At 71.9% G+C, this 16,651-nt stretch carries 12 protein-coding genes; all 12 read right to left on the bottom strand.

Going from position 1 to position 16,651, the window contains the following annotated elements; translation table 11 throughout:
• Positions 1-116 precede the first annotated feature (116 nt).
• A complete protein-coding gene (locus AMK33_RS05440) occupies positions 117-398 on the bottom strand; it encodes an HU family DNA-binding protein (RefSeq protein WP_004987462.1) in 282 nt (93 codons plus the stop codon).
• Positions 399-734: 336 nt separating this feature from the next.
• Positions 735-2,153, bottom strand: a complete 1,419-nt coding sequence (locus AMK33_RS05435) for an NAD-dependent malic enzyme (RefSeq protein ID WP_073931592.1) — start codon at positions 2,151-2,153, stop codon at positions 735-737.
• A 407-nt stretch (positions 2,154-2,560) separates the two neighbouring features.
• A complete protein-coding gene (locus AMK33_RS05430; protein WP_073931591.1) occupies positions 2,561-4,954 on the bottom strand; it encodes a HelD family protein in 2,394 nt (797 codons plus the stop codon).
• 60 nt (positions 4,955-5,014) lie between these two features.
• Positions 5,015-5,776: an anti-sigma factor family protein gene (locus tag AMK33_RS05425; RefSeq protein WP_327378543.1), complete on the bottom strand. Its 762-nt coding sequence runs from the start codon at positions 5,774-5,776 to the stop codon at positions 5,015-5,017.
• A 65-nt stretch (positions 5,777-5,841) separates the two neighbouring features.
• A complete protein-coding gene (locus AMK33_RS05420) occupies positions 5,842-6,426 on the bottom strand; it encodes a sigma-70 family RNA polymerase sigma factor (protein ID WP_004930798.1) in 585 nt (194 codons plus the stop codon).
• Positions 6,427-6,706: 280 nt separating this feature from the next.
• Positions 6,707-7,300: a CGNR zinc finger domain-containing protein gene (locus AMK33_RS05415; RefSeq protein ID WP_073931589.1), complete on the bottom strand. Its 594-nt coding sequence runs from the start codon at positions 7,298-7,300 to the stop codon at positions 6,707-6,709.
• 266 nt (positions 7,301-7,566) lie between these two features.
• Positions 7,567-8,721 carry a uroporphyrinogen-III synthase gene (locus tag AMK33_RS05410; protein WP_073931588.1) on the bottom strand — a complete coding sequence of 385 codons (1,155 nt, stop codon included), beginning with the start codon at positions 8,719-8,721 and terminating at the stop codon, positions 7,567-7,569.
• A 140-nt stretch (positions 8,722-8,861) separates the two neighbouring features.
• Entirely contained in the window at positions 8,862-10,220 is a 1,359-nt protein-coding gene (locus AMK33_RS05405) for a nitrate/nitrite transporter (RefSeq protein WP_073931587.1), read from the bottom strand.
• 152 nt (positions 10,221-10,372) lie between these two features.
• A complete protein-coding gene (locus tag AMK33_RS05400) occupies positions 10,373-11,185 on the bottom strand; it encodes a hypothetical protein (protein WP_073931586.1) in 813 nt (270 codons plus the stop codon).
• A 276-nt stretch (positions 11,186-11,461) separates the two neighbouring features.
• Positions 11,462-12,787 carry an acyltransferase family protein gene (locus tag AMK33_RS05395; RefSeq protein WP_073931585.1) on the bottom strand — a complete coding sequence of 442 codons (1,326 nt, stop codon included), beginning with the start codon at positions 12,785-12,787 and terminating at the stop codon, positions 11,462-11,464.
• Positions 12,784-14,985, bottom strand: a complete 2,202-nt coding sequence (locus tag AMK33_RS05390; RefSeq protein ID WP_073931584.1) for a polysaccharide deacetylase family protein — start codon at positions 14,983-14,985, stop codon at positions 12,784-12,786. Before AMK33_RS05390 ends, AMK33_RS05395 begins: the two co-directional genes overlap by 4 nt.
• Entirely contained in the window at positions 14,985-15,722 is a 738-nt protein-coding gene (locus AMK33_RS42115; protein WP_235617988.1) for a hypothetical protein, read from the bottom strand. Before AMK33_RS42115 ends, AMK33_RS05390 begins: the two co-directional genes overlap by 1 nt.
• Positions 15,723-16,651: the final 929 nt, after the last annotated feature.

Here is a 16,651-nt window from a genome sequence, read left to right as displayed (position 1 = left end):
GACCGCCCCATCGGCGTTCGTGCAAGCGCCCTGAAGGGGCGCGGGGAACTGCGCGATCAGCCACAGACTGCCGGCAGTCGCCCACGGCGCCGAACCTGAGCGGCGCTCACGCGCCCTTACTTGCCCTTGGCGGCTTCCTTCAGCTTCGAGCCCGCCGACACCTTCACGCTGTACCCCGCGGGGATCTGAATCGGCTCACCGGTCTGCGGGTTGCGCGCGGTGCGCGCGGCCCGGTGGGTGCGCTCGAAGGTCAGGAAGCCGGGGACGGTGACCTTCTCGTCGCCCTTGGAGACGATGTCGCCGACGACCTCGGCGAACGCGGCCAGCACGGCGTCGGCGTCCTTGCGGGTCACCTCGGCGCGGTCGGCCAGCGCGGCCACCAGCTCACTGCGGTTCATGTTGTTACTCCCGTGTTCTTCTTGCCGTTGAGGCGTGCCACGCGGCGGAGCCGCATGTCGGGCACGGCCAAGCCGATGCTGCCAGGTTCCTCGGTGGGTCCCCGGACCCGGGTCCCTCGTCGGACCCTCGCGCCCAGGGACGCATCCTGCCTCTACCTGCGGCGGTAATGCCAATCCGGCACCCGCAGGAGTCGTGAGAACACCCCGGGGAGTCACACGAAGAGCGCCACGGCCCGGCCGCCACCATAAAGGGCGACCAGGATCTCCGGGTGCCCCGACGCGCCGGTTCCAACCGGTCGTGGTGATCCTCACAGCCCCCTCGGTGTCCGGATTTCCCTAGGAGGCCGACGCCCCCGCCGCCTTCGCCGCGTCGCGCACCGCGCCGGCGACGGCGCCCGCGACCTTGTCGTTGAAGACGCTGGGGATGATGTAGTTCGGGTTCAGCTCGTCCTCGGTCACCACGTCGGCGAGGGCCTGTGCGGCGGCCAGCATCATCTCGGTGTTGACGGTGCGGGACTGGGCGTCGAGCAGGCCGCGGAAGACACCCGGGAAGACCAGCACGTTGTTGATCTGGTTGGGGAAGTCGGAGCGGCCGGTGGCCACAACGGCCGCCGTCTGGCGGGCGATTGCCGGGTCGACCTCGGGGTCGGGGTTCGCGAGCGCGAACACGATCGCGCCCTCGGCCATCGCGGACACGTCGTCGCCGTCGAGGACGTTCGGGGCGGAGACGCCGATGAAGACGTCCGCGCCGCGCACGGCCTCCTTCAGGGTGCCGGTGAGGTTCTCGGGGTTGGTGTTGTCGGCGATCCAGCGCAGCGCGGAGCCGGGGGCGGCGTCGACGAGGTCCTCGCGGCCGGCGTGCACGACGCCGTGGATGTCGGCCACCACGGCGTTCTTCACGCCCGCGGCGATCAGCAGCTTCAGGATGGCCGTGCCGGCGGCGCCGGCGCCGGACATCACGACGCGGATGTTCTCGATGGCCTTGCCGGTGACCCGCAGGGCGTTGGTCAGGGCGGCGAGGACGACGATCGCGGTGCCGTGCTGGTCGTCGTGGAAGACGGGGATGTCCAGGGCCTCGCGCAGCCGCGCCTCGATCTCGAAGCAGCGGGGGGCGGAGATGTCCTCCAGGTTGATGCCGGCGAAGCCCGGGGCGATGGCCTTGACGATCTCGACGATCGCGTCGGTGTCCTGGGTGTCCAGGCAGATCGGCCAGGCGTCGATGCCGGCGAACCGCTTGAACAGGGCCGCCTTGCCCTCCATCACCGGCAGCGCGGCCTTGGGGCCGATGTTGCCGAGGCCGAGGACGGCGGAGCCGTCCGTCACGACCGCAACGGAGTTGCGCTTGATGGTGAGGCGGCGGGCGTCCTCGGGGTTCTCGGCGATCGCCATGCACACGCGGGCCACACCGGGCGTGTAGACCATGGAGAGGTCGTCACGGTTGCGGATGGGGTGCTTCGACGCCATCTCGATCTTGCCGCCGAGGTGCATCAGGAACGTACGGTCGGAGACCTTGCCCAGGGTGACGCCCTCGATGCCGCGCAGCTGCTCGACGATCTCGTCGGCGTGCGAGGTGGAGGAGGCCGCGATGGTGACGTCGATACGGAGCTTCTCGTGGCCGGACGCGGTGACGTCGAGGCCGGTCACCGAGCCTCCGGAGGACTCCACGGCCGTGGTGAGCTGCGATACGGCGGTTCCGCTCGCGGGCACCTCCAGCCGGATCGTCATCGAGTAGGAGACGCTGGGCGCCGTTGCCATGGCCGACTTCCTCTGCTTTTACCGTGTCGCTAAACGTGCCGTCCGATCGTCGCACCTACCCCTGAGTACGCGGTAGCCGCCCTGGATTGCGGACGTTTTGTTCACCGACATGTGCCGTCTAGCGGAAAGTTTTTTCCACCATACGAGAGGATCCCGGACAAGAAAAGAGGTCCACGTCACAGCTGTGACGTGGACCTCTCGAACACTTGAGTGACACCGACCCGCCATGCTCGCCTCGCGGCAAGTGGTCGCTCGAAGCGACTAAGGTTGGGCCCGGGGGCTTGGATCGGGCCGGTGCCACACCAAGGCTAACAAACGGATCCGGTAAGGCCATTCCCGTGGCGCAACCCGTTTTTCCGAGCGCCCCTCAGCTCCCCGGTCCCCCGATTCCCCAGTCCCGCGGTCCCTCAGTCCCTGAGCAGATCCGGCACCCCGGCCGCGTCCGGCTCGTCGCGGTCCGCCGAGACCACCGTGAGCTGCTGCGTGGCCCGGGTCAGGGCGACGTACAGGACCCGCAGGCCGGCCGGGGACTCGTCGGCGATCTCCGCGGGGGAGACGACGATCGTCGCGTCGTACTCCAGGCCCTTGGCCTCCAGGCTGCCGAGCGCCACCACGCGGTCGCCGAGCCCGTCGAGCCAGCGGCGGGCCTCCTCGCGGCGCTGCATGGCGACGACCACGCCCACGGTGCCGTCCACGCGCTCCAGCAGCCGGGCCGCCTCCGCGCGCACGGTCTCGCCCAGCGGGCCCCCGGCGACGGAGAAGCGCGGCTCGACACCGGTGGAGCGCACCGCCCTCGGCGACTGCGACCCCGGCATGGCGAGGGCGAGCACCTTTGACGCCAGTTCGGCGATCTCGGCGGGGTTGCGGTAGTTCACGGTGAGCTCGAAGCGGCGGCGCGGGCGGGTGCCGAGGGCCTCGTCGCGGGCCTGGGCGGCCTCGTCGGGGTCGGACCAGGAGGACTGGGCCGGGTCGCCCACGACCGTCCAGGTGGCGTGCCGGCCGCGGCGGCCGACCATGCGCCACTGCATCGGGGTGAGGTCCTGCGCCTCGTCGACGATGACGTGCGCGTACTCGACGCGCTCTTGGGCGAGCCGCTCGGCCCGCTCCCACTGCGTCTCCTCGCGCACCGGCATCAGCTCCTCCAGGCCGGTGAGCTGGTCCAGCGGGTCGAGCTCGCGCTTCTTGCGGGGGCGGGCCGGGGCGCCGAGGATCGCCTGGAGCTCGTCGAGCATCGCGATGTCGTGCACGGAGCGCCCGCCGCGCTTCAGCGCGCGGGCGACCTTGCGGACCTCGCCCGGGTTGAGGATCCGCCGGGCCCAGCGGCCGAGGCGCCGCTCGTCCGCCATGGCGTCCAGGACGGCCGCCGGGGTCAGCTCGGGCCACCAGGCGTCGAGGAAGGCGACGAAGTCGTCCTCGGTGGTGACGTCCTCGTCGAAGGAGGAGCGCAGCTCCGCGGCCAGCTCCGGGTCGGTGTGCCGGTTCCCGGCGCCGGAGCGCTCCCACAGGGCGTCCAGGAGCAGCTTGCGGGCGCGGGGGCGCAGCAGGTTGACCGGGGCGGTGCCGCCGAGGGCGGTGCGGCGGATACGTTCCAGCGCGTCGGACTCCAGCTCCAGGCGGCGCCCGAAGGCGACCACGCGGAGTCGGGAGGGAGGCCCGGCGGGGGGCGTCGCGGGGGCGTCGTCGGTGTCGTCGGTGTCGTCGCCGAAGGCGAGCTGCCCCGTACGGTCCGCGGCGGCCGGGCGGCCGGCCGGCCCCAGCTCCAGCGCACCGCGCGCGGCCTTCCGCAGCACCTTCAGCATGCGGTACGAGCCCTTGGCGCGGGCCACCGACGGGGAGTCGTACAGGGTGGCCTCGGCGCCGTCGACCAGCGAGCCGATGGCGCGGATGGCGACCTGGCCCTCCTCGCCGAGGGAGGGCAGCACGCCCTCGGTGTAGGCGACGAGCAGCGGGGTGGGCGAGACGATGAGGATGCCGCCCGCGTACCGGCGCCGGTCCTGGTAGAGGAGGTAGGCCGCGCGGTGCAGGGCGACGGCGGTCTTGCCGGTGCCGGGGCCGCCCTCCACGTAGGTCACGGAGGCGGCGGGGGCGCGGATCACCAGGTCCTGCTCGGCCTGGATGGACGCCACGATGTCCCGCATGGTGTGCGTACGGGCCTGGCCCAGCGCGGCCATCAGGGCGCCGTCGCCGATCACGGGCAGCTCGCGACCGTCCAGGGACGCCGTCAGCTCGGGGCGCATCAGGTCGTCCTCGACGCTCTGGACCCGGCGGCCCTTGGATCGGATGACGCGGCGCCGCACGACCCGGCCGGGGTCGACCGGGGTGGACCGGTAGAAGGGTGCGGCGGCCGGCGCCCGCCAGTCGATGACCAGCGGGGCGTAGTCCTCGTCCAGGACGCCGATGCGGCCGATGTGCAGGGTCTCGGCGATGTCGGCGGTGTTGTCGGGGCGTACGGCGCCCTCGGCGGGCTCGACGGCGGTGTACGCGCCGTCGGGGCCCTTCTTGCCGTCCTTGCCGAGCAGCAGGTCGATACGGCCGAAGAGGAAGTCCTCGTACTCGTTGTTCAGCCGGTTGAGGTGGATGCCGGCCCGGAAGACCTGGGCGTCCCGCTCGGCGAGGGCGCCGGGCGTGCCGACCTGGCCGCGCCGGGCGGCGTCGCGCATGAGGAACTCGGCCTCGTGGATCTTCTCCTCGAGGCGCAGGTACACCCGGTCGAGGTGTTCCTGTTCGACTCGGATCTCCCGGTCGCGAACGGAGTCGTGAACCGGATCGACCGCGGTTTCCTGTTGAGCCTGAGCGGCCACCGGGCCCCCTTCTGACGTGCTGGGCAGCCGTCAACCGTACGCGAAGGGGACCCCGTAAGGCTACGCGTCGACCTCGACGAGCAGCTTGCCGTCGAAGGTCATGACCTGGAAGTGGTCGATCTCGTTCGGTGCGAAGGCGGCGCCGCCCTGGACGTACAGGGGCTGCTTGGCCTTGTCCGTCTTGGCGTCGGGCAGGCCGTATCCCTCGCCGGGCACGGACCAGGAGTTCACCGTCTCGCGCTCGCCGTTCTTGCCGACGGCGACGAGCGAGCACTTCTGCGGGCCCTCGACGTTCTTCAGCTCCGTGACGATCTCGGTGCCCCAGAGCTTCTCCTCCAGGGCCACCGTCGCGGTCACCTGAGTACCGGGATCGGTCGCCATGATCTTGTCGGAGCTCTTGTCGAAGGCCTCCTTCGCGGGGTTGGCCGCGAGCGTCCGGTTGGCACCGCTCCCACCACCCCCTTCGTCGCCCCCGCCGCTCGCCGCGACGGCCACGAACGGCCCGCTGATGATCAGCGCACCGGCGGCGGCCACCATGTAGAAGTTTCGGCGGCGCTTCCTCGCGCGGCGCTCGGCCACCTCGTCGACCAGCTTCTCCACCACGCGCGGGGAGGGCTTGGCGGACAGCGACTCGCCCAGCGCGGGCGTCCCGGTGCCGGGCAGGTCCGCGAGCGCGGCCAGCATCGGTTCCATGCCGGCGAGTTCGTCGAGCTGCTGGGCGCACCACTCGCAGGTCGCGAGGTGCGCCTCGAAAGCGGTTGCTTCGGCGTCGTCGAGAATGCCGAGTGCGTAGGCGCCGACGGTCTCGTGTTCGTTCGGCACCGGTGATCCCTGCATGGGACCAGACATACCCGTGCCACCCTCTCCGTATCCCCCGTAGACCCTCGTCACGCCGTCACCCCCCGCTCCTCCAGAGCCAGCTTCATCGACCGCAGGGCGTAGAAGACCCGGGAGCGGACGGTGCCGCTGGGTATGCCGAGTGTCTGCGCCGCCTCATTGACGGTACGCCCCTTGAAGTACGTCTCGACGAGGACCTCCCGGTGAGCCGGGGTCAGGTCGTCGAGCGCGTCCGACAGCGTCATCAGCCACAGCGCCTTGTCGATCTCGTCCTCCGCGGGGATGACCTCCAGCGGCGACGGATCGACCTCCTGCGGCCGGGCCTGCCGGCTGCGGTGGCCGTCGATGACGATGCGCCGGGCGACCGTCACCAGCCAGGGGCGTACCGAACCGGTCGCCCGATTGAGCTGACCGGCGTTCTTCCAGGCACGGATGAGCGTTTCCTGAACGACGTCCTCGGCGCGCTGCCGGTCTCCGGCGACCAGCCGCAGGACGTAGGCCAGCAGAGGTCCGGCGTGCTCGCGGTACAGCGCCCGCATCAGCTCCTCGTCGGGTTCCGAGGGCTGTGAGGACATGCGATGTCGGGCCCTCGCTCCACGTTCATTGGCCACGGCCGCATCCTTGCGCACGCCCACCTCCGGTGTCCGGGGGATCCCCCAGTCGGTCGCTCGACAACCGGTACGGACGTCAGGGGGCGCGTGTTCAAAGCGAGATGACAGTTTTCCGCGAGGTCAGGTGACGACCGGGACATGAACCCACAATCCCCCCGCCGCTTCTTCACATTTCCGACACGACGACAAGAGTGTGACGTCGATCACAATGCGAGGGCGGTGAACAGCGGTGTAACCGACGTCACTTCGGCGCCCTTTCGTGGACCGCGCTTCGGCGTCCTTTCGTGGACGGCACCGGAGTCGGTCAGGCCCGCGCGAGTGCCGCGCGCCGGCGGTGGCGGGCGACACGCTCCCGGTTGCCGCAGATCTCGCTGGAGCACCAGCGCCGCCTGCGCCCCCGGGAGGTGTCGAGGTACACGATCGGGCAGTTGTCGCCCTCGCACTGCCGCAGACTCCCGAGCGCGACGGGGTCGGTGAGCAGATCCACCGCGTCCCGCGCGACGGCCGCGAGCAGCGCCGCGCGGCCGGGCGGGCCGTCTAGGCGGCGCACCAGCACGCCGTCCTCACCGGGCACCGCGCGGGGCACCGGCGGCGCGGCACGGGCCAGTTCGTTGACCCGGGCGAGCGCGAGGTCGTACGAGGGGACGCCGGGCGCCGGCCGGCCACGCACCAACGGGGCGAGCCGTCCGCGCAGTTCGCGGAAGGCCACCGGCCAGGACGTGTCGGCGTGGGCGAGCGCGGTGCCCGCGGGCACGAGCCCGGAGCCAGTGATCCAGGCGCGCAGCACCTCCACGGAGCCGAGCCGTTCCACGGGATGGGTGGTCGCGAGCAGATCCAGGCAGACCCGCCCGGTGTCGAACCGCAGCTCGTGGGGCGCCGTGACCGTACCCAGTGCCATGTTCCTGCCACCGCCTAGGTTGGCCCCGCGCGAGGGGCCGGTGAGCGATCCGGGAAGCTGTTCCCTTCCCACAGTGCCTGCCCGCCCCGGCCGCCGGAACCCCTGGAGCCTGTCCTCGGACTCCCGTCCTCCGCCCCGGAGGGTCGGGCCGCGTGGCGCCGGGTGCGTGCTCCGGGGACGCCTCCTGCTCCAAGCAGCCCGGAAGCGTGCGGGCGCCGCGAGACGAACGGAAGCCGGCGGCAGGGCTCGAACCCCTCGCGCCGTGCTCAGCTCTCCCCGTACTTCTCCTCCGCCACCGGGTCCAGGGCGAGGCGGTAGCCGCGTTTGACGACCGTCTGGATCAGCTTCGGGGCGCCCAGGGCGGAGCGGAGGCGGGCCATGGCGGTCTCCACCGCGTGTTCGTCGCGGCCCGCGCCCGGAAGGGCGCGCAGCAGCTCCGCGCGGGAGACGACCCAGCCGGGCCGCCGGGACAGCGCCCGCAGCAGCGACATCCCGGCCGGCGGTACGGGCCTGAGCGCGCCGTCCACCAGGACCGCGTGCCCCCGGATCTCCACCCGGTGCCCGGCGACGGGCAACGCACGCGCCCGCGCGGGCAGTTCCCGGCAGAGGAGCTGGACCAGCGGGCCGAGCCGGAAGCGCTCGGGCTGCACCGTGTCGATGCCGCGGGCCTGCAACGGCAGCGCGGTGACCGGGCCGACGCAGGCGGACAGCACGTCGTGGCCGAGCGCGGCGAGCAGGTCGTCGAGCAGTCCGCGTTCCTCCGCGCGGGACAGCAGGGACACGGCGGCGGGCGCACTGGTGAAGGTGACCGCGTCCAGGGTGCGGGCGACGGCCGCGTCGATGAGACGGTCGACGGGCCCGAGGTCCTCCGGCGGCAGCCACCGGTAGACCGGCACCCCCACCACCTCCGCTCCCCCGGCCCGCAGCGACTCCACGAACCCGGGCAGCGGCTCACCGTGGAGCTGTACGGCGATCCGCAGCCCGTCGACGCCCTCCTCCAGCAGCCGGTCGAGCACCTCCGCCATGGACTCCGACGCCGGCGACCACTCCTCCGTCAGCCCGGCGGCCCGGATCGCGCCCTTCACCTTCGGCCCGCGCGCCAGGATCCGCACCCCGCGCAGCCGCTCCAGCAGGTCCTCGCCCAGCCCCCAGCCGTCGGCGGCCTCCACCCAGCCCCGGAACCCGATGGCGGTGGTGGCGACCGCGATGTCCGGGACCTGCCCGATGATGTCCTTGGTGGCGGCCAGCAGCTCGCTGTCGTCGGCGAGCGGCACGATCCGCAGGGCCGGGGCGTGCAGCACGGCGGCTCCGCGCCGCTCAAGCAGCGCGCCCAGCTCGTCGGCCCGTCGCGCCGCGGTCACACCCACGGTGAACCCCGCGAGGGGCCCGTGTTCCGGTGGCTGCTCTTGTTCGTCGTACATGGCTCTCGTCCCGGCTCGAGTCGGCGTACTGCGGGGAGGTGCGTCCTGCGTGCGTGAAAGTGCGGCTCCACCTCCATGCCGATCGAGCCTGTCAACGATCCGTGACAGGCTCGGTTCGGCTTCATGTCACCAGTGTTACGTCATACGTCGGCGTAGCTGAGCTGCGGCTTCTCCTCCGGGGCGGCATCCGTGTCCGTCGGCCGGGCCGCCGGGCGGCGCAGGTATACGGCCCAGGTGACCGCGAAACAGACCGCGTAACAGGCGAGGAAGGCGACGAACGCGCCGGTGCCGGAGCCGTAGGAGAGGAAGGACTGGCGGAAGGCCAGGTTGATGCCGACCCCGCCGAGCGCCCCCACCGCGCCGATCAGCCCCATGGACGCCCCCGACAGCCGCCGCCCGTACGCGGCCGCCTCCTCACCCGCGAGCCCCCTGGCCAGGGCCTTCGCCTGGAAGATGCCGGGGATCATCTTGTACGTCGACCCGTTGCCGAGGCCGGTCAGCACGAACAGCACCACGAAGGCGACGGTGAAAAGCGCCAGCGACTTCTGCATGGAGGCGACGATCAGCACCGCCGTCGCCGCGCCCATCGCGACGAAGTTCCACAGCGTGATCCGCGCGCCGCCGTACCGGTCGGCGAGCGACCCGCCCACCGGACGGATCAGGGAGCCGAGCAGCGGGCCGATGAAGGTGACGTACGCGGCTTCGAGCGGCGTGCGGTCGAACTGGTTCTGCAGCACCTGCCCGAAGGCGAAGCTGTAGCCGATGAACGAGCCGAAGGTGCCGATGTAGAGGAAGGACATGATCCAGGTGTGCGCTTCCCTGGCGGCGTCCTTGGCGGCGCCGGTGTCGTTCTTCACCGAGGCCAGGTTGTCCATGTAGAGCGCGGCGAGCACGGCGGCGACGACGATCAGCGGGATGTAGATGCCGAGCAGCACCCGCGGTCCGCCGCTCGCGCCGATGATCGCGAGGGCGGCGAGCTGGATCACCGGGACGCCGATGTTGCCTCCGCCGGCGTTCAGCCCGAGCGCCCAGCCCTTCTTCCTGAGCGGGAAGAAGGCGTTGATGTTGGTCATGGAGGAGGCGAAGTTGCCGCCGCCGATCCCGGCCAGCAGGCCGACCAGCAGGAAGGTGGAGAAGGACGTCCCCGGCTCCATCACGGCGAACGCGGCGACGCTGGGCACGAGCAGCAGCCCGGCGCTGATCACCGTCCAGTTCCGCCCACCGAAGATCGCGACGGCGAAGGTGTACGGCACCCGGACCACGGCGCCGACCAGCGTGACCATCGACGTCAGCAGGAACTTGTCGGCGGGCGTCAACCCGTACTCCGGGCCCATGAAGAGCACGAGCACGGACCACATCGTCCAGATCGAGAACCCGATGTGCTCGGACAGCACGGAGAAGAAGAGGTTCCGACGGGCGGTCTTCTCTCCGGTCCGGTCCCAGAAGGTCTCGTCCTCCGGATCCCACTCGTGAATCCAGCGGCCACTGCGGGCTGTCATGAGGCCTCCACTGCTCTCCGGGGGCGCGGGCGGTGCCGCGAGGTGCTGATCCCGAAGGTAGGGAGGAGGCGTTTCGGTGCTGTGGCAGGCGGTGACCGGGAGGGAACGTTGCGCTCACCCAGGGCGGGGGCGGGGTGAGAGGTACGGCGGCTTCAGCGCTGCGGGGGCTGCCAGTGGGGGTTCTGCTGGGCGGGATGCCCGTACGGGGGCTGGGGCTGGGCGTAGGGGCCGGGGGCCTGAGCGGTGGGCTGTCCGTACGGCATCGGGGGCTGAGGGGGCTGGTAGCCGTAACCCGGCACCGGCGCCGGCGTTCCGGGCACCGCGGCCCCGTACGGGCCGCCCCCGAAGGGATTGCCCTGCTGCCCCGGCATCTGCCCGCCCGGGGGCAGATAGCGTACCCGGCCCGTCTCGTCCGCCACCGGGGCGAAGCCGGCCGCCTGCAACCGGGCCGCGAACTTGGCGTTGCGCTTGCGGGTGACGACGAGGCCGATGCCGAAGACGGCCATGAGGGCGAGCCAGATGACGGCCGCGATGACGAAGCCGGAGGAGTTCCAGCCGATCCGGTAGGCGATGACCACGCAGCCGAGGGAGACACCGAGGGCGCCGTACCCCATCCGCTTCTCGGCGCTCTTGCCGGTGAGGTCGAAGTTGATGCGGGCCTTGAGGAGTTCGAAGGCGTCCGGCACGAGCGGCGGCAGGGACACCCCGTCGTGGGCGTTCGGGTACTGCGCCCAGTTCTGCGCGGCGCGGGTGCGGGCCTGCGGACTGTGGTCGGGCACGATCAGCATCTTCAACTGACTGTTGTTCCCGCCGCCCTGCCGTACATCGGCGTACTCGTACCCGAACTGCTGGGCGACGAAGGCGAGTCGGGCGAGCTTCTTCACGGAAGCCATCGCACTGGTGAGCTCGACCGGCTCCCCGCTCGCCATCAGTCGCAGCATCTTCCGCGTCTGCCGCTTGCTCATCCGCCCTCGCCCCCTGGCACCTCTGTTCACTTCCGCAACAGGGGCAGTTTTGCACGCCCGCCCACTTCGAACCAGAGCAGCTTCCCGGCCCCTCGCCCCGGCATGCCGTCGCCGAGAGCCCAACCACCCCACGAGTCGGCGTGCTCCTGCACGAGACGCAGCCCACGCCCGGACCCGGCTCGGTCTCTCCCCACCACATGGGCCGCCTTCCTCACGCACATCACGAGGTGACCGCTGCGCCACCGGTGAACCCCGGTGGCGCAGGCAACCGTGACGTCAGCCCCGGTGCGCCCCGGCGCTCGGCTGGGGACGCTTGCTCTTGCTTCCGTTCGGCCACAGGCGTGGCCTGCGCTTCGCCGCGAGGTCCTCGACCCAGCCGACCGCGAGGACCATCAGGCCGATGAGCGGCCAGACCAGGGCGAACATCCAGATGGTGTACGCGCCGTCGAGGGCGGCGACCGCCCGCTCGCTCTGCATGAAGGGGAGCCGGTAGGCCAGGTCGATGATCGGGACCGTCGCCATGATCAGCAGGTTGTGCCACAGGTAGATGGTGACCGCGCGGTTGTTGGAGAGGGTCACCATCTTGTCCCACTTGGCCAGCCGGCCAGGGAGTTCCTGCCAGGACGGGGAGTACTGGAGCAGGATCACGACGAAGCCGAACGACCAGGTGGCCTGGGCCAGCGGGATGTCGTTGAGGTCCCAGCCGTCGGGGCCGAGGTGGTTCGAGGCCCACCACAGGCCGAAGGCCATCACCAGCGACGCGCAGGAAACGGAGACGTACCGGGGGACCTGCTTCAGCAGGCCCTCGTGGTGGGCGAAGCCCAGCACCCAGCAGCTGCCGTAGACCGCGAAGTCGGTGACCGCGTTGCCCGTCTCGCCGGGAATGGTCACCACGCCCGTGCCGACGATCGCCGTCAGGCCGAGCGGCGCGAGCAGCGTCGGCCAGGGAGCCTTGCGGAACAGCCACAGCAACAGCGGCGACGCGAGGACGAACCACAGGTAGGCGCGCAGGTACCACAGAACGCCCGCGGCCTGCACCGCCCAGGTGTCCTCAAGCAGGCCGGACTTCGAGCCGACGTGCCAGGGGTAGGGCGGGGCGCCGATCGGGACGATGTAGTTGAACAGCCCGATCAGGCCCCAGGTGTCACCGTGGTCCGGGTCCTCGGACGGGTTCCAGCCGTTGACGAACATCATCGCCAGCACGACCGCGGAGAACGCCCACAGGGGCGGTAGCAGGCGCCGGACGCGGCTGCGGATCACGCTCAGTGCCGGACGCTTCAGCGAACGTGCCATCAGCGAACCGGCCAGCGCGAACATCACGCCCATCGAGGGGAACAGCACCGTCAGCCAGGCCCAGCCGAAGAGGTGGTACACCACGACGCGGACCAGGGCGATGGAGCGCAGCAGGTCCAGGTACCGGTCGCGGCCCGGCTTCCTGGGCGCCGGGGCGGACTCGGGCTTGGGCGCCGCCTCGGCCGCACGCTGCTGCGGGAGCGTGTACGGCGTCTCGGGGACCGCGCCCGCGCCCCCCGCGTACGGCGTTCCGTACGGGCCCGCCGGTTCCGGGCTCGTGCCCGTGCCGGTCGTGTATCCGTGGGTCATGCCACGGGCCTCCGATCATCGCTGCGCCGGTCACGCTGGCCCGGCACCGCTCCGGCGACGGGGGCTCCGACCACGCCGGTGCGCCGCAGCTTCTGCCAGCGCAGGCGGCCGCCGGTGAGTGCGGTGATCCAGGACTGGAGCAGCACCACGTACATGAGCTGGCGGTAGAGGATCTGCTGCAGCGGCAGCGAGATCAGGTGGGTCATGCGTTCACGGTCGAGGCGGAAGGCGAAGGCCGCGCAGACCGCCTGGATGGCGAGGACGCCCAGCCACGCCATGATCGTCTTCTGGGTCGGGCCGAAGACGATGCCGTAGAGCAGGAAGACGTCGATCAGCGGGGCCAGCAGCGGGGCCACGATCATGAACAGGGAGACGAAGGGCAGGCCGATCCGGCCGAAGCGGCCCGAGGGGCCCTTCTCGATCACCGCGCGGCGGTGCTTCCAGATGGCCTGCATGGTGCCGTACGACCAGCGGTAGCGCTGGGACCAGAGCTGCTGGACGGTCTCCGGGGCCTCGGTCCAGGCGCGGGCGTTCTCGGCGTAGACCACGCGCCAGCCGGCGCGGTGCAGCGCCATGGTGACGTCGGTGTCCTCGGCGAGGGTGTCGTCGCTCATGCCGCCGATGGGCTCCAGGGCGGAGCGGCGGAAGGCGCCCACCGCGCCGGGGATGGTGGGCATGCAGCGCAGGATGTCGTACATCCGGCGGTCCAGGTTGAAGCCCATCACGTACTCGATGTGCTGCCAGGCGCCGATGAGGCTGTCCTTGTTGCCGACCTTGGCGTTGCCCGCCACCGCGCCGACCCTCGGGTCGCCGAAGGGCTGGACGAGTTCACGGACCGTGGACGGTTCGAAGACGGTGTCGCCGTCCATCATCACGACGATGTCGTAACGGGCGTTGGCCAGGCCCCGGTTGAGCGCGGCCGGCTTGCCCGCGTTGAGTTGGCGGATCACCCGTACGTTGGGCAGGCCCATCGCCTCGACGATGCGGGCGGTGCCGTCGGTGGAACCGTCGTCGATGACGAGGACCTCGATCGGGTGCTCGCTCGCCATCAGGGAGTTGACGGTGTTCTCGATGCACTTGGCCTCGTTGTACGCAGGGACCAGCACCGTCACCGGTTCGTTGACCGGCGGGCCCCAGCGGAAGTTCTTCCGGCGGACCCGGCGGGCGTGGACGCCGGAGAGGAGCAGCATCAGGACGAAGCGGCCGATGACCAGGGTGCCGATGATCGCGAGGCCGACCACCAGGACGTCGGTGATGTGCTCCGAGGCCTGGACCAGGAAGATCCACGCCTTGCCCTTCCAGAGGTCGGCGCCGGTGACCGGGCTGTGCGCGCTGGGCGCGTCCAGGGCCTCGGTGAGGTTGTCGAACTCGTAGCCCTTGTCCTTGAGGTCGGGCAGGAACCTGTCGAGCGCCGCGACGGTCTGGCTGCGGTCGCCGCCGGAGTCGTGCATCAGGACGATGGCGCCCTTGCCGTGGTGCGGCGTGGCGCGGCGGATGATCTCGTCGACGCCGGGCCGCTTCCAGTCCTCGCTGTCGGTGTTGTTGACGATGGTGAGGTAACCGCGGCTGCCGATGTACTCGGTGACCGGCCAGGACTCGTTGTCCATGGCCTCGGCGTAGGAGGAGTACGGCGGGCGGAAGAGCGAGGTGCGGATGCCGGCCGCGCCGGTGATCGCGAGCTGGTTCTGCGACAGCTCCCAGTCGATGCGCTTCTTGGACTGGAGGGCGAGGTCGGGGTGGTTGAAGGTGTGCAGGCCGATCTCGTGGCCCTCGTCGACCATGCGCTGGACGAGGTCCGGGTAGCGGGAGGCCATGGTGCCGGTGACGAAGAAGACCGCGTGCGCGTCGTGCTTCTTCAGCACGTCGAGCACCTTCGGGGTCCAGGTCGGGTCCGGGCCGTCGTCGAAGGTGAGGACGAGGCGGTGGTCGGGCACGCTCAGGCTCTGGACCTTGCCGGCGCGGGCGTCGATGACCGGGCCGCCCTCCAGGATTTCCTCCGGCACCTGGGTGGTGGGTGCGGGTTTCTGGACGCGGTGGTCGGCGAGGATCTCGCTGTGCACGTATCCGCGCAGCATGAGCATCGCCGCCAGGGCGACGAGGACGAGCACCGGAAGCAGGAGGCGCAGGGGTACGCGGCGACGCAGGGCACCGCCACGGGCCTGACGGGGAGGCCGGTGACGGGGGGAGCGGGATGCCATCAGACGACGTTCTCCGGGGACTGTGCGGCGGGGGTGGTGGACGGGTCCGGCTGAGCGGCGGAGCCGTCGTCGGCGACGACCGGCTGGTCGGCGGGGGCACCGGCGAGGTCGTCGGTGCCGGCCTCTCCGCCGCCCGTGGGGGCGGTCGTCACGGGGTCTGGGGTCTCCGACACCGGTTGGTCCGCGGGCGGTGTGCTCACGGTGTCGTCCGGGGGTGTGGAGGTGGCGTCGTCGTCACCGCCGGTGGCCGGGTCGGTGGTGTTCTGCTCGGTCGCCGTCGGTGTCGGGTCGGTGGCGTCCGGCTGGTTCCCGGTGCCGGTTCCGCCGCCCGTCGCGGGGGCGGTGGCGTCGGGCGCGGGCAGGGTCGGGGCGCCGGTGGTCGGCGTGCCGCCCGGGGCGAGGCTGGTGCCGGAGCCGGGCGTGGTGTCCGTCTCGGTGGGCTGCGGTGTCGTCTCGACCTGACCGGCGGGCTTGTTCTCCTGGCCGGGCACGGGCATCCAGGGGGCGTCGGAGTTGCCGGACAGCAGCGTGGCGACCATGACGACGGCGTAGCCGGCGCAGGCGAGGCCGACGACCAGGCCGATACGGCGGTAGAGGCGGCTGCGGCGGCCGGACTCGTCGACGAACACGGGTCCGCCGGCGGCGTCCTGCCCGCCGCCCGCGTGGCGCGCGTGGCCCGGCGTCCGGCGCAGTTCGAGGCCTTCCCCTATCTGCACGGAGTCGAGCTGGACCGTCACCTCGTGCGGGTCGTGGGTGGCCGCGGCGGAGTCACCGGCCTCTTCCTGCCAGGGGTCACGGACGGGGGTGCGGGGGGCCGTCGGGGCGCCGGGGCCCGAGGAGGGACGCAGGAACTCGGTCGGAGCACCAGTGTCCGGAGAGGGACGCAGGAACTCGGTCGGAGCACCGGAGTCCGAGGACGGGCGCAGGAACTCGGTCGGGGCCCCTGCCGCCCCGGGGGCGGACGACGGGCGCCCGGAAGCCGCCGGGAGAACGGCGGTCCCGGCGTCGGGCGACGAGCCTCCGGAAGCCGGCGGGAAGCCGGTTGTCCCAGGGCCGGACGACGGGCCTCCGGAAGCCGGCGGGAAACCCGCTGTCCCGGGGGCGGACGACGGGCGTCGGGAGGCCGGCGGGGAGCCGGCCGCTCCTCGGTCGCCCGAGAGGCGTGCTCCACCCTGCCGGGAGGAGGGGTCTGCCGACTTGGCGCCGGGGGCGCCGCCCGGCTGGCGGGGGACGCGCAGGGCGGTGGTGCGCTCGGCGTCCCAGGAAGCGTCCGGCCGGCTTTCGGACGGCGTGGTCCGGTGCGGCGCCGCGGGGCGTCCGGCATTCCGGGGACCGTCCGCCGGGCTCTCGGACGGTGCCGTCCGACCCGGCGCCGCAGGGCGCTCGGCGTCCCAGGGAGCATCCGGCCGACCCGGCGTCGGCGCCGCGGGGCGCTCGGTGTTCCGGGGGCCGTCCGGACGGCCCCCGGACGGTGTCGTCCGGTGCGGCGCCGCGGGGCCACGGGTGTCACCGGTCCGCGGCCCGGGCCGGGCGGGGGGCTCCGCGCGGTGAGCGGTGTCGGGCAGGACCTGGGTCTTGTCGTTGCCGCTGGGGAAGACTCCGAGGCGGGCCCAGCGGTCCTCGAGGGAGCCGGGGCCGGCGTCGCGCACGTCCGCGTCGGCGGGCT

The sequence above is a fragment of the Streptomyces sp. CB02400 genome, from assembly GCF_001905725.1.
GTDB classification, from domain to species: Bacteria; Actinomycetota; Actinomycetes; order Streptomycetales; family Streptomycetaceae; genus Streptomyces; species Streptomyces atrovirens.
This window is presented reverse-complemented; position numbering and strand designations above follow the sequence as displayed.